2 protein-coding genes and 1 pseudogene are annotated in these 14466 nt (G+C 74.7%); all 3 read right to left on the reverse strand.

Annotated elements, in window-relative coordinates; translation table 11 throughout:
- Nucleotides 1-1037: beta-ketoacyl synthase N-terminal-like domain-containing protein (locus tag ACH4NX_RS38070; protein ID WP_398153392.1), on the reverse strand; the 1037-nt coding region annotated here is incomplete at its 3' end.
- Nucleotides 1038-1069: 32 nt separating this feature from the next.
- Nucleotides 1070-6847, reverse strand: a pseudogene (locus ACH4NX_RS38075) (SDR family NAD(P)-dependent oxidoreductase); the annotation flags it as partial.
- Nucleotides 6848-6900: 53 nt separating this feature from the next.
- The gene (locus tag ACH4NX_RS38080; RefSeq protein WP_398153393.1) at nucleotides 6901-14397 is read right to left on the reverse strand and encodes a type I polyketide synthase; all 7497 of its coding nucleotides are present in this window, start codon (nucleotides 14395-14397) and stop codon (nucleotides 6901-6903) included.
- Between the last annotated feature and the right edge of the window lie 69 nt (nucleotides 14398-14466).

Here is a 14466-nt window from a genome sequence, read left to right on the forward strand (position 1 = left end):
TCAACATCCGCACCCGACAACCCCGCCGACTCCAACGCCGCCCGGATCACCCGCTGCTGCGACGGACCGTTCGGAGCCGTCAGCCCATTGGACGCACCGTCCTGGTTCACCGCCGAACCCCGCACCACCGCCAGCACCCGATGCCCCAGACGACGAGCATCCGACAACCGCTCCACCAGCAGCATGCCGACACCCTCACCCCAGCCCGTACCGTCCGCCGCCTCCGCGAACGCACGGCACCGCCCGTCCACCGACAACCCCCGCTGCTGCGAGAACTCGACGAAGGTGCTGGGGGTGGACATGACGGTGACGCCGCCCGCCAGGGCGAGGTCGCACTCGCCGTTGCGCAGGGCCTGCCCGGCCAGGTGCAGGGAGACCAACGACGAGGAACACGCCGTGTCCACCGTCACCGCGGGCCCCTCCAGGCCCAGCGCGTACGAGATCCGGCCGGAGACGACGCTGCCCGAGGTGCCGGTGCCGCCGAAGCCGCCCGAGTCGTCCGTGGCGGTGGTGCGGTCGGTGCCGTAGTCGTGGTACATGGCGCCGACGAAGACGCCGGTCCGCGAGCCACGCAGACCCGCCGCCGGGATACCCGCCCGCTCCAACGCCTCCCACGACGTCTCCAACAGCAACCGCTGCTGCGGATCCATCGCCACCGCCTCACGCGGCGAAATACCGAAGAACCCCGCGTCGAACTCCCCCGCACCATGCAGGAACCCACCCTCACGCACATACGTACGCCCAGGCCGACCCGGCTCCGGATCGAACAGCCCCTCCACATCCCAGCCACGGTCCACCGGGAAACCCGACACCGCGTCCGCACCCGACACCACCAGATCCCACAAACCCTCCGGCGAACCCACCCCACCCGGGAACCGGCACGCCATCCCCACGATCGCGAGGGGTTCGGTGCCGCGTTCCTCGGCCTGACGGAGCTTCTCCCGGGTCTCGTGCAGTTCGGCCATGGCGCGGCGCAGATAGTCGCGGAGCCGGACCTCGTTGCCGGCGGCGTCCTTGTGAGTGTCGTTGGCGGACACAGCTCTCCCCTGAAGGTGTGGTTGGCGAGGCGTCAGACGGCGCGGAAACCGCTGTCGAGCAGCTCGAACAGTTCGTCGTCGGAGGCGGATTGGAGTAGTTCGGTGACGTTGCCGGTGGCTTCGGTGGCATCGGTGGCGTCGGTGTCCGCGTCCGGTCCGGCGTGGGCGGTGTCGCCGCCGCTTTCGCCGAGCCGGGTGAGCAGCTGCTGGAGCCGCTCGGTGAGCGTCTGCCGGGCGCGTTCGTCGAGGGTGTCGGCTTGGTCCACGGCCTGTGTCAGCTGTCCGATCAGGGCGAGGACCGCGGTGTCGGCGCCGGGCAGCTCACGGTCGATGTGCTCGGCCAGGGCCTGGGGTGTCGGGTGGTCGAAGACGAGGGTCGGGGTCAGGCGCAGACCGGTCTCGGTGGTGAGCCGGTTGCGCAGTTCCACGGCGGTCAGGGAGTCGAAGCCGGCGTCCTTGAAGCTGCGGCCGGCCGGGATGCCGTCCGTGCGGGTGTGGCCGAGGACGGCTGCGACTTCGGCCCGGACCAGGTCCAGGACGAGGGCGGCGCGTTCGGCTCGGGGCAGGCCCGAGACGCGGTCGGCGAGGGTGGGGCCCGCCGTCCCTGGGCCAAAGCCGGCGGCCGTGCGGGCGACGGCGCGACGCGGGGCGACGGCGGTGGGGCCGCGCAGCACGGTGGGTACGTCGGTGCCGGCGCGGGCCGGGTCGACGCGCAGGGGCAGCAGGACGGGCGCCTCGGCGCCCAGGGCGGCGTCGAACAGGGCGAGGCCCTCCTGCCGCGTGAGCGGCACGAGCCCGGTCCGGCGCAGCCGGACGGCGTCGGTGCCGTCGAGGGCGGCGGCCATGCCGTCGCCCGCCCAGGGCCCCCAGGCCAGTGAGAGGGCGGGCAGGCCCTGGGCGCGTCGCCAGGAGGCGAAGGCGTCCAGGTGGGCGTTGGCGGCGGCGTAACCGGCCTGTCCGGCGCTGCCGAGGAGCCCGGCGGCGGAGGAGAAGAGCACGAAGGCGTCGAGGTCCAGGTCCCGGGTGAGGTCGTGCAGGGTCAGCGCGGCGTCGCTCTTGGGCCGCAGGACCGTGTCGATCCGGTCCGGCGTCTGGGCGGCCAGCACTCCGTCGTCCAGTACACCCGCCGTGTGCACCACGGCGGTGAGCGGGTGGGCCGCGGGCACCTGCGCGAGGAGGGCGGCGAGCCGTTCGCGGTCGGCGGCGTCGCCGGCCGCCACGGTTACCTCGGCGCCCGACGCGGTGAGGTCGGCGACGAGTTCGCGGGCGCCGGGCGTCGCGGTGCCGCGACGGCTGACGAGCAGCAGCCGGCGCACGTCGTGGGCGGTGACCAGGTGCCGGGCGACGGCGGCGCCGAGTCCGCTGGTGCCGCCGGTGACGAGGACGGTGCCCTCGGGGTCGAGGCGGATGCCGGTCGTGGTGGTGTGGACGCGGGTGGTGGCCGGGGTGTGCGCGGTTCCGGCGCGTACGGCCAGTTGGGCGTCGGGTCCGGCGGCGGCGAGGGCGGCGGGCAGGGCCCGGTGGGAGGCCTCGGCCGCGTCGGTGTCCACCAGGGCGAAACGGCCGGGGTGTTCGGTCTGGGCGGTGCGCAGCAGCCCCCAGGCCGCCGCTCCCGCGGGGTCGGTGACCGGTCCGGCGGCGTCGGTGGCGCCGCGGGTGAGGACGGTGAGGCGGGCCGGGGCGAGGTGCTCGGCGGCCAGCCACCGGTGGGCGAGGGCCAGGGCGAGGTGCGCGGTCCGGTGCGGATCGCCGGTCGCGGGCAGGGCGGCCAGGACCTCGGACGGAGTGGTTCCGTCGGCCGGTATGCCGTGCGGGTCGCCGGCCGTGCGTACGGTGGCGCCGGCGGCGGTGAGGGCCTCGGCGAGGCCGGGGTCGTGCTCGCCGAGCAGGTACCAGGCGCCCGGGTTCTGCGGTGACTGGTGTCCGATGGGCAGGGGGGTCCAGGTAGGCCGCAGCAGCGGGGCCGGCGCGGTGGTGGCCTCGGCTACGGCCCGGTCGGCGGCCATCTCCCGCAGGGCCAGGCGACGGGCGGTGAGGACGGGCCGTCCGGTGGGGTCCGCGGCGGTGACGGTGACCGCGTCGGGACCGTCCGGGGTGATGCGTACGCGCAGCGCGTCGGCGCCGTGGGCGTGCAGGTCGGTTCCGGTCCAGGCGAACGGTACGAGGCCGTGGGCGTCCGGCCGGGTGGCGGTCACGGCGTGCAGGGCGGCGTCGAGCAGGGCGGGGTGCAGCCCGTAGCGGGGCGCGTCCGAGGCCTGTGCGGCGGGCAGGGCGGCCTCGGCGTACACCGTGTCCCCGAGCCTCCAGGCCGCCGTCAGCCCCTGGAAGGCGGGGCCGTAGCCGATGCCGGCGGCGGCGAAACGGGCGTGCTCCTCGTCGAGCGGCACGGGCTCGGCGCCGGGCGGGGGCCAGGCCCCGGCCAGGACGGTGAACAGCTCCTCCTCGGGCGGCGCGGCGGGTTCGGTGCGTCCGGTGGCGTGCGCGGTCCAGTCGGCGCCGGGGGTGAGGGGTGCCGAATGCACGGTCACCGGGCGGGAGCCGTCGGCTTCCTCGGCGCCGAGGCGCACCCGCAGCCGTACGGTCGTGTCGTCGGGCAGGACGAGGGGCCGGCCGAAGGTGAGTTCCGCGATCCGGCGGCCCTCCCCGGCGGCGACGAGGGCGAGTTCGAGCAGGGCGGTGCCGGGGACGACGGCCCGGCCCGCGAGGGTGTGGTCGGCCAGCCACGGGTGGGTGCGGGTGGACAGGGTGGCCGTCCACACACCGCCCTGGCCGTCGGGGAGTTCGGCGGCGGCGGCGAGCAGCGGGTGCCCGGCGTCGTCGAGTCCGGCGGTGGCCAGGGGGGCGGTGGAGGCGGGGGCGTCCAGCCAGTACCGGGTGCGTTCGAAGGGGTAGGTGGGCAGCGCCGCGGTGAGTTCGCAGGCGGGGCCGGGCTCCGGCTCGAAGGCCGGTGGCACGGGCAGGCCGTGTGCGTGGACGGTGGCGATCGCCCGGTCGAGGACGGCACTCTCGGGATGGCCGCGGCGCAGCACGGGCACGGTGAGCACCTCGGTGCCCGCCGGGGTGCCGGTGGTGCCGGTAGTGCCGGTAGTGCCGGTAGTGCCGGTAGTGCCGGTAGTGCCATCGGTGTCGAGGATCGTGCGGGTCATGGCGGTGAGCACGGCGTCGGGGCCGAGTTCCACGAAGGTGTCGGTGCCGGTGGCACGCAGGGTGCGCAGGCCGTCGAGGAAGCGCACGGGCCTGCGGGCGTGACGTACCCAGTGGTCCGGGTCGCACAGGGTGTCCTCGTCCGCGAGGGCCCCGGTCAGGTTCGACACGACGGGGAGTGCGGGCGGGTTGAGTCCGAGGCCGCGGACCACGGTCTCGAACCGGAGCAGCATGGCGTCCATGTGCGGGGAGTGGAAGGCGTGCGAGACCTTCAGGTGCTTGACGGACCGGCCGCGACCGGCGAAGTGCTCGGTGAGTTCCCCCACGGCGTCGGCGTCCCCGGCGACGACGACGGCGGCGGGCCCGTTGACGGCGGCGAGGTCGAGCTCGTGTGCGCGGCCGGCCAGCAGTGGCAGCACTTCCTCGGGGGTGGCCTGGACGGCGGCCATCGCGCCGCCCTCGGGCAGTTCGCCCATGAGACGGCCGCGGGCGGCGACCAGCCGGGCGGCGTCCTCGAGCGAGAGGACGCCGGCGACGTGGGCGGCGGTGATCTCGCCGACGGAGTGGCCGGTGACGGCGTCCGCGCTCAGGCCCCGCGAGGTGACCAGGGCGTACAGGGCGGCTCCGAGGGCGAACAGGGCGGGCTGGGTGTACTCGGTGCGGTCCAGCAGCGCGGCGTCGGCCGAACCGGGTTCGGCGAACATCACCTCGCGCAGGGGACGCTCCAGGTGGGGTGCGAAGGCCGCGTCGATCTCGTCCAGGGCGCGGGCGAACTCGGGATGGGCGGCGTGGAGTTCGCGGCCCATGCCGGGGCGCTGGCTGCCCTGTCCGGTGAAGAGGAACGCGGTGCGGCGCCCGGCGACGGCGTGCCCGGTGACCAGGCCGGGTGCGTCACGGCCGGCCGCGAGGGCGGCGAGGCCGTCGGTCAGCTCGGCGATACCGTCGCCGAGCACGACGGCCCGCTCCGGGAACGCGGTGCGCCGGTGGGCCAGCACGCCGGCCAGCAGCCCGGGGTCGGTGCCGGCACCGCCGGCGCCGAGGTGGGCCAGCAGCCGACGCGCCTGCTCCCGCAGCGCGGGCACGGACCGGGCGGACACCGCCCAGCCGGTGATCCCCGACGCGGCGGAACCCGACGCGGCGGAGCCCGACGTGGTGGGGGCGGGGTCGGCGGGGCCCGGGGTGGCGGAGTCCGATGCGGCGGGGGCGGTCGACGCGGAGGCGGTCGCGGGAGCGGTCGAGGCTGAGGCGGGGGCGGTCGAGGCGGTGGGGGCGGTCGAGGTGGTGGGGGCCGGGGGCTGTTCGAGGATCAGGTGGGCGTTGGTGCCGCTCGCGCCGAAGGCGGAGACGGCGGCCCGGCGCGGTTCGCCGGGCCGGTCCGGCCACGCGGTGTTCTCGTGCAGCAGGCGCACCGCGCCCGCCGACCAGTCGATACGGGCGGAGGGCACGTCGGCGTGCAGGGTCCGGGGCAGGAGTCCGTGCCGCAGGGCCAGTACCGTCTTGACGACGCCGGCGACTCCGGCCGCCGCCTGGGCGTGGCCGATGTTGGACTTCAGCGAGCCGAGCCACAGCGGCCGGTCGGCGGTGTGGGCCTGCCCGTACGTGGCGAGCAGGGCCTCCGCCTCGACGGGGTCGCCCAGGCTGGTGCCGGTGCCGTGGGCCTCCACGGCGTCGACCTGGTCGGCGGTGAGCCGGGCGTCACGCAGCGCGGCCCGGATGACGGCCTGCTGCGCGGGCCCGTTGGGGGCGGTCAGGCCGTTTCCGGCACCGTCCTGTCCCACGGCCGAGCCTCGGATGACGGCCAGGACGGTGCGGCCCTCGCGGCGCGCGTCGCTCAGCCGCTGGAGCAGCAGCAGACCGGCGCCCTCGGCGAACGCGGTGCCGTCGGCGGAGTCGGAGAACGCCTTGCACCGGCCGTCGGCGGCCAGCCCGCGCTGCCGGGAGAAGTCGATGAACATCGTCGGAGTGGCCAGCACGGTCACTCCGCCCGCGAGTGCCAGGTCGCACTCCCCGGCGCGCAGCGCCTGCGCGGCGAGGTGCACCGCGACCAGCGAGGAGGAGCAGGCGGTGTCGACGGTGACGGCGGGGCCGCGCAGCCCGAAGGTGTACGACACCCGGCCGGACGCGACGCTGCCCGCGCTGCCGTTGACGAGGTAGCCCTCCAGGCCCTCGGGCAGCCGGCCGCCGGGGGTGTGCGGGACACGGGCTCCGTAGTCGTCGTACATGACGCCCGCGTAGACGCCCGTGCGACTGCCGTGGACGGCGTCGCGGGTGAGTCCGGCGCGTTCGAAGGCCTCCCAGGAGGTCTCCAGGAGCAGTCGCTGCTGGGGGTCCATGGCGAGGGCCTCGCGGGGGGAGATGCCGAAGAACTCCGGGTCGAAGTCGGCGCAGTCGTGCAGGAAGCCGCCTTCCCGGGCGTAGCTGGTGCCGTGGGCGTCGGGGTCGGCGTCGTAGAGGGCCGTCAGGTCCCAGCCGCGGTCCTCGGGCAGGCCCGACACCGCGTCGGTGCCGGATTCCAGGAGCCGCCACAGGGCGTCGGGGGTGTCGGCGCCGCCGGGCAGCCTGCAGCTCATGGAGACGATCGCGATGGGCTCGTGGGCGGCTTCCGCGGCCTCTTCGGCGGTCTTCAGCCGGGCGCGGGTGGCGACGAGTTCGGCGGTGACCCGCTTGAGGTAGTCACGGACCTTGGCCGTGTTGTCGGTGCTGTCGGTGCCTGCCGTCGTCACAGCTGCTCCTCGATGAAGGCGAAAAGTTCCTCGTCGTCGACGCCTGCCAGGTCCTCCGGTGCGGCCACGAGCGGGTCGGGTCCGGCGCCGCCCGCCGGGCCGCCGACGGGGCCGAGCGCGGTCACGAGCGCGGACAGTCGGCGGTGCACGGTCTCGCGGCGGATGTCGTCCGCCGCGAGCACGGTGACGGCCGCTTCCAGCGTCTCCAGTCCGGCGAGGGCGGCCTCTCCCGCCTCCCGGACGCCGCCGGTGACGGCTGCCAGTTCGGCGCCGATGTGCGCCGCGATCGCCTGGGCCGTGGGCTGGTCGAAGACCACGGCGGCGGCCAGCCTCAGTCCGGTCGCCGTGTTGAGGCGGTTGCGCAGTTCGACCGCGGTGAGGGAGTCGAAGCCGATGTCCCGGAAGGCCCGGCCGGGGTCGACCGCGTCGGGCCCGCCGAGGCCGAGGACGGCGGCGACCTCGGCCCGGACGAGGGTGAGCAGTTCCCGCTGCCGGGCCGTCTCGTCGAGAGGGGCGAGGCGCTGGGCGAGGTCCTCTCCGGCCCCGGCGGGCCGCGACGCCGTGTCGCCGGCCGCCCGGGTCCGGGGGGCGACGGCCGGGGCCGGAACGAGGCCGCGCAGCAGGGCGGGCACCTCGGCTCCGGGTGCGCGCAGCGCGTGGGTGTCCAGTCGCAGCGGTACGAGAAGGGACTGTTCGCCGGGCCGACCCAGCGCCCGGTCGAAGAAGGCCAGCCCCTGGGCGTTGCTCATGGGGGCGATGCCGGAGCGGCGCATGCGGCGCAGGTCGGTGCCGGAGAGGTGGCCGGTCATGCCGCTGGCCTCTCCCCACAGCCCCCAGGCCAGAGCGGTCGCCGGCAGGCCGGTGGCACGGCGGTGGGCGGCCAGGGCGTCCAGGAAGGTGTTCGCCGCGGCGTAGTTGGCCTGTCCGGGACGGCCGAGGAGACCGGCGGCGCCCGAGAACAGCACGAACGCCGACAGCGGCAGGTCCGCGGTCAGTTCGTGCAGGTGCAGGGCCGCGTCGGCCTTGGGCCGCAGCACGGTGTCCAGCCGCTCGGTGTCGAGGGTGGTGACGGGTCCGTCGTCGAGCACACCCGCCGCGTGGATGACGGCGGTCAGCGGGTGCCCGGGGTCGACGTCCGCGAGCAGGGCCCGCAGTGCGGCGCGGTCCCCGGTGTCGCAGGCGGCGATCCGGACGTGCGCTCCGAGGTCCGTCAGGTCACGGTCCAGTTCCCGGGCTCCGGCGGCGTCGGGCCCGCTGCGGCTGACGAGCAGCAGTCGGCGGGCGCCGTGCGCGGTGACCAGGTGCCGGGCGAGCAGCGCACCGAGGGTGCCGGTCGCCCCGGTGACCAGGACGGTGCCCTCGGGGTCGAGTGCCGGGACGGCGGCCGGGGTGGCGGCCAGGAGGGGGGCGGTGGCCGGGGCCTCTTCGTGACGGACGAGGGCGGGGACACGTATCTCTCCCTCGCGCAGTGCCAGTTGCTCCTCGTTCGTGCCGATCGCGGCGGCCAGTGCGGCAGCCGAGGCGTCCGTACCATCGGTGTCGGCGAGCACGAACCGTCCGGGGTGCTCGGTCTGCGCGGAGCGTACGAGCCCCCACAGCCCGGCGCCCGCCAGGCCCGGCAGTTCCTCGGCGGTCGCGGTGGACACCGCGCACTCGGTCAGCACGACCAGCCGGGCCCGCTCCGTGACCGTGTCCCCGTCCCCGTCTCCGCTCAGCCACTCCTGGAGCAGAGCGAGTCCTCGCGCGGTGTGCTCGCGCACCTGCTCGGGGGTGGCCGGCCCGGACGGGAAGGCCGCGACGACGGCGTCGGGCAGCGGGGACGCGCCGGAGGTCACGGCGGCCCGCAGTGCGGCCAGGTCGGCATGCGCCTCCACCTCGGCGCCTTCCGAGAGGGCCTTCACTGCGAGGGTGCCGGAACCGATCAGGGCGAGCCGTCGCGCCGGCCGTGCAGACCCGGCGGTGCCGCGCCAGCCGACCCGGTACAGCGGAAGCCGGTCACCCGCGGCACCGAGCAGCGCCTCCAGCCTGCCCCGCTCCACCGGGCGCATGACCAGAGCCGCCAGGTCCAGCACCGGCGCACCGGCGAGGTCGACGGCGGTCAGGGACACCTCACCGTCGCCCGTCCGGGAGATCCGCACCCTCAGGGCGTCGGCGCCCGAAGCGTGCAGGGTGACTCCCTGCCAGGCGAAGGGCAGCAGCAGCGCGCCGTCCGGCACGTCGAGCAGCCCGCCCGCGAGCCAGGGCTGGAGCGCCGCGTCGAGCAGAGCGGGGTGTACGCCGTAGCGGGCGGCGTCGGCCCGGACGCGGCCGGGCAGCCGGATCTCCGCGAAGACCTCGCCCTCCCGGCGCCACAGCGCCTCGATGCCGGAGAACACCTCTCCGTACTCGTAACCCAGCTCCGTGAACCGCGCGTACACGTCCTCCGCGGTCACCCGCTCGCAGCCGGCCGGCGGCCAGGCGGCGCCCGCCCAGTCGGCCGCCGGGGCCGTGGGCGCGTCCGCGCCGAGCAGACCGCCGGCGTGCCGGGTCCAGGAGGTCTCGGAGCCGTCGGCGGCCTCGGTGCGGGAGTGGATGGTCATACGCCGCCGGCCGGTCTCGTCGGCTGCCTCCACCCTCACCTGGACCTGCACCGCGGTTCCCTCGGTGAGGGTGAGCGGTGCCTCCAGCCCCAGTTCCTCCACACCGGCGCAGCCGGTCGCGGCGGCGGCACGCAGGGCGAGTTCGACGAACGCCGTGCCGGGCAGGAGGCTCCGTCCGAGAACGGCGTGATCCGTGATCCACGGGTGGTCGGCGAGGGAGACGCGCCCGGCGAGAACCACCTCACCGCTCTCGGCGAGCGGCAGCGCACCCCCGAGCAGCGGGTGCGTCTCCCAGTGCATGCCGAACCTGGCAGCCGCGGCATCCCCCGTGCCGGCGGGCGAGGTCGGGGCCCAGTAGTGCTGGTGCTGGAAGGGATAGGTGGGCAGGTCGACGCGCCGCGCGCCGGTCCCCTCGAAGAGAGCGGCCCAGTCGACGGACGTGCCGTGCACGAACAGCTCGGCGGCCGAGGTCAGGAAACGGGCCAGCGTGCCTTCGTCCCGCCGCAGCGAACCGACGGCGGTCACGTCGGCGGTCTCCTGCACGCCCATCGTCAGCACCGGGTGGGCACTGGATTCGACGAACGTCCCGAAACCCTTGGAGGTCAGGAGACGCACCGTCTCCTCGAAGCGGACGGTGTGCCGCAGATTGCGGTACCAGTAGCCCGCGTCCAGGGTCGTGGTGTCCGCCAGGACCGCGTCGACCGTCGAGTAGAAGGGGACCTTGGACGCACGCGGGGTGATCGGGGAGAGGACGTCGAGGAGTTCAGCCTCGATACGCTCCACATGCGCCGAGTGCGAGGCGTAGTCCACCGGCACCTGACGGGCCCGGACCTCCTCCGCCCGGCAGGCGGCGACGAACTCCACGACCGCGTCGGCGTCACCCGCGACGACCGTACTGGACACACCATTGACCGCAGCGACATCGAGGCGGCCTTCCCAACCGGACAGGCGCGCTTCCACCTCCGTGCGCGGCAGCGACACCGACGCCATACCGCCCAGACCGGCCAGCTCCCGGCCGATCACCTGGGCCCGCAGCGCCACCACACGCGCCGCGTCCTCCAGGGACAGCGCACCACTGACGGCAGCCGCCGCGATCTCACCCTGCGAATGCCCCACCACCGCATCGGGCTCGACACCCAGGGAACGCCACAGCTCGGCGAGGGACACCATCACCGCCCACGTGACCGGCTGGATCACCTCCACCCGCTCCAACGCCGCACCCGAACGCAACACCTCGATGGGATCGAAGTCCACGAACGGCGCCAAGGCCTCAGTGCACTCCCGCAGACGAGTGGCGAACACCGGCGACGTGTCCAGCAGCTCACGCCCCATCCCCGCCCACTGCGTCCCCTGCCCCGGAAACACCAGCACCGTCCGGCCGGACGACTCCGACGCCACACCCTCCACCGTGACCTCACCGACCCGGACCTGCCGGTGCTCGAACACCGACCGCCCCGAGGCCAGCGTGTAACCGATGTCCGACAGGCGGGTGTCGACTCCGGCGCGCTCCAGCCGGGCATCGAGCCGCTCGGCCTGCTCACGCAGGGCCTCGGCCGAACGCCCCGTGACGACCAGCGGAACGACGGGCAGGTCCCGCACGACCGGTTTCTCGACCGGCTCGACGGCGGGGGCCTGCTCCAGGATCACGTGCGCGTTCGTCCCGCTCACTCCGAAGGCGGACACACCCGCCCGACGGGGACGGTCGACGCCGGGCCACGGCCGGGTGTCGGTCAGCAACTCGACCGCTCCGGCGGACCAGTCCACGCGCGACGACGGCCGGTCCACATGCAACGTCTTCGGCAGGACGCCCCGCTCCAGGGCCATCACCATCTTGATGACCCCACCCACACCCGCAGCCGCCTGCGGGTGCCCGATGTTCGACTTCAACGAACCGAGCCACAGCGGGTGTTCGGCCTCCCGCTGCTGCCCGTACGTCGCCAGCAGGGCCTGCGCCTCGATCGGGTCCCCCAGCCGCGTACCCGTACCGTGCGCCTCCACCACGTCCACGTCGGCGAAGCCGAGCCCCGCGTTGGTGAGGGCCTGGACGATGACGCGTTCCTGGGAGGGGCCGTTGGGTGCGGTCAGGCCGTTGCTGGCGCCGTCCTGGTTGACGGCGGAGCCGCGGACGACGGCGAGGACGGGATGTCCGTTGCGCACGGCGTCGGACATCCGCTCGACGAGAAGGATGCCGGCACCCTCGCCCCAGCTCGTGCCGTCCGCCGCGTCGGCGAACGCCCTGCTGCGGCCGTCGGCCGAGAGCCCGCGCTGGCGGGAGAACTCCACGAACAGACCGGGTGCGGCCATGACGGTCACACCGCCCGCGAGAGCGAGGTCGCACTCCCCCGCACGCAGTGCCTGCACCGCCTGGTGCAGCGCTACCAGGGAGGAGGAACAGGCCGTGTCGAGGGAGACCGACGGGCCTTCCAGACCGAGGACGTAGGAGATGCGTCCGGAGACCACACTGGCGGACTTGCCGGTGAGCAGGTAGCCCTCGTGCTCCTCGTCGGCCTCGTGCAGCCGGGAGGCGTACTCCTGGTGAGTGAGGCCTGCGAACACGCCCGTACGGCTGCCGCGCAGGGAGCGCGGGTCGATACCGGCGCGTTCCAGGGCTTCCCAGGAGGTCTCCAGCAGCAGGCGCTGCTGAGGGTCCATGACCAGGGCCTCGCGGGGTGAGATGCCGAAGAACTCGGCGTCGAACTCGGCGGCTTCGTGGAGGAAGCCGCCCTCGCGGACGTAGGTGTGGCCGCGCGGCAGGTTCTCGGGGTCCGGGACGAAGATCTCGTCCAGGTTCCAGCCGCGGTCGGTGGGAGCGGGGCCGATGACATCACGTCCGGCCATGACCAGGTCCCACAACGCCTCGGGCGTGGCGGCCTCGCCCGGGTAGCGGCAGGCCATGGAGACGATGACGACCGGGTCGGTGTCGTCGGCGGCCGAAGAGGGCGCGGGGCCCACCGGTACCGGCACGGCCGACGGGGCGTCTCCCATCAGCCTGCCGAGAAGGTGTTCGGCGAGCACGGTGGGGCTGGGCCGGTCGAAGACGACGGTTGCGGGCAGTGTGAGTCCGGTGGCGACGTTGAGACGGTTACGCAGTTCCAGAGCGGTCAGCGAGTCGAATCCGGCGTCCTTGAAGGAACGGTCGGGACGGACGGCGTCGGTGCCGGGGTGCCTGAGCACGGTGGCCGCCTCGGCACGCACCAGTTCCACCAGCACGCGCATGCGCTCGGCGTCGGGAAGAGCGGTGAGCCGTCCAGCCAGTCCGTCGGCGGGCGCGGCGCCGGCCCGGGTCGTGCCGTCTCCTCGGTTCTCCAGGGCACGGCGTGCATCGGGCACGGTGTCGAAGCCGGGGCCGGGCCGCAGGGCGCAGGTGCGGGGCGCGAAGTCGTCCCAGTCGACGTCGACGACGGTGACGCAGGCGTCTCCGTGATCCAGGGCGCGGTGCAGGGCCTCGATGCCCTTCTCCGGATCCATGGGCCGGATGCCACGGCGGTTCAGGCTCTCCTCGCCGGCGCCTTCGGCCATGCCACCGCCGCCCCACAGTCCCCACGCGACGGACGTGGCGGGCAGCCCCTGGGCGTGGCGCTGCTCGGCGAGCACGTCGAGGGAGGCGTTGGCGGTGGCGTAGGCGGCCTGTCCGCCGTTGCCCCAGGTTCCGGTGACGGAGGAGAACAGCACGAAGGCGTCGAGGTCCAGGCCGCCTGTGGAGGTCAGCTCGTGCAGGTGACGGGCGGCGTCGGCCTTGGGAGCACGGACGGCGCGCAGGTCCTCGGCCGAGACGGTGCCGATCACGCCGTCGGCGAGTACGCCGGCGGTGTGGAAGACGGCGGTGGGCGGGTGCTCGGCCAGCAGTGCGGCGAGCGCGTCCCGGTCGGCCACGTCACAGGCGGCTACGGTCACCTCGGCGCCCAGCGCGCGCAGTTCGGCGGCGAGCTCCCCGGCGCCGGGGGCGTCCGGACCGCGCCTGCTGGTCAGCACCAGGTGCCCGGCGCCGTTCCGGGCGGCCCAGCGGGCGACCTGCGCACCGAGGGCTCCGGTGCCGCCGGTGACCAGAACGGTGCCGCGCGGGGTGTAGGCGCGGCGGACGGGCGCGGTGCCGGCGCGGGTGATCCGGCGGCCGTACGTTCCGGAGGCCCGTACGGCGACCTGGTCCTCGCCGTTGCGGCCGGTCAGCGCGGCGACGACCCGCTGCCAGGCGCGTGTGTCCGGCTCGGCGGGCAGGTCGATCACCCCGCCCCACAGAGCGGGAAGTTCGAGGGCGGCGACTCGGGCGAGCGCCCAGATCTGCGCCCCGCTGTCCTCCGGGACCTCGCCGGGCGCGACGGCCACGGCCTCGTGCGTCAACGCCCACAGCCGCGCCTCGGTTTCCACGTCGGCGGCAGCCTGGACGAGGGCCACGGTGCCGGTGACTGCCGCGGGAGTGCGGGCGAGGGAGAGCAGGGACAGGATGCCGGTCAGGTTTCCGTGGGCCGCCAGCCGCGCGGCCAGCTCGTCCCGTCCGACTGCCGCCGGATCGACCACCAACCGCTCGACCTCCGCACCGGCACCGGCCAGCACCGCCTGAGCCTCGCCGCTCTCCACACCCTCGGGCACCACCACCAGCCAACGCCCACCGAGCGAGCCGGCCGCGTCACCGCCCAGCCCCTGCCACGTCACCCGGTAACGCCAGGCATCGGTCTCCGTGGCAGTGTCGGGGGCAACAGCGGGGGCGACGGGCTCGAGCCAGTAGTGCTGGTGCTGGAAGGGGTAGGTGGGCAGGTCGACGCGCCGGGCGCCGGTCCCCTCGAAAAGCGCCGACCAGTCGACCGACACACCCTGGACGAACAGCTCGGCGGCCGAGGCCAGGAAACGGGCCAGGGTGCCCTCGTCCCTCCGCAGCGAGCCCACAGCGGTCACATCGGCGGTCTCCTGCACACCCATCGTCAGCACCGGATGAGCACTGGACTCCACGAACGTCCCGAAACCCTTCGAGACCAGCAGCCGCACCGT

The sequence above is a fragment of the Streptomyces sp. NPDC017225 genome (assembly GCF_044331465.1).
GTDB lineage: Bacteria > Actinomycetota > Actinomycetes > Streptomycetales > Streptomycetaceae > Streptomyces.